The sequence below is a fragment of the Vibrio sp. 1402 genome, from assembly GCF_033340275.1.
Genome location: NZ_JAWOWE010000575.1, coordinates 1 through 551 on the forward strand (window position 1 = coordinate 1; position 551 = coordinate 551).

The 551-nt window shown below is 43.0% G+C and carries 1 protein-coding gene; it reads left to right on the plus strand.

What is annotated here, in order from left to right:
* Positions 1-551, plus strand: a 551-nt coding sequence (locus R7044_RS27330) for a DUF5666 domain-containing protein (RefSeq protein WP_225456238.1), incomplete at both ends; no start/stop codon positions are given.

The following is a 551-nucleotide window of genomic DNA, read 5'->3' on the forward strand; positions in this document are numbered from 1 at the left end:
CAACTAAAAGTAGGTCAATGGGTAGAAGCGGAAGGCAAAATGGAAGGGGATATTTTTGTCGCCTCTGACGTCGAAATAGAAGGCTATGACAACCTAGAAAACGACAGCGATGTGGAAGGCATCGTCACTTGGGTTGCGAACGATTACAGCGAGTTTTCACTAAACTACCGCGGTGCGTTCTTTGTTGATAACGCAACTCGATTCGAAGACGGTAGCAAAATGAGTTTAAAACAAGGCCAAGAAGTCGACGTTTCTTCTGTCTTGAGAAATGGCAAACGCATTGCCACCGTCGTTGAGTTTGAAGCGCCAGATTTTGATGACAACCATCAATGGCAAGGCAAAGAATTTGAATGCGAAGGTTATGTGTCAAATTACGATGCGAATGCAAGAACATTTGAAATCGAACGTTGTGAGAATGATGCTGATCAACTGCTAAATAACAAATTAGTGGTTATCGATGCGCAAACTCAATTCCAAGGCATTGAAGAACTGAACTTGAATGGTGCACGTGTCGAAGTCGATGGTGTGATCATCAATAATCAAAACGTCGC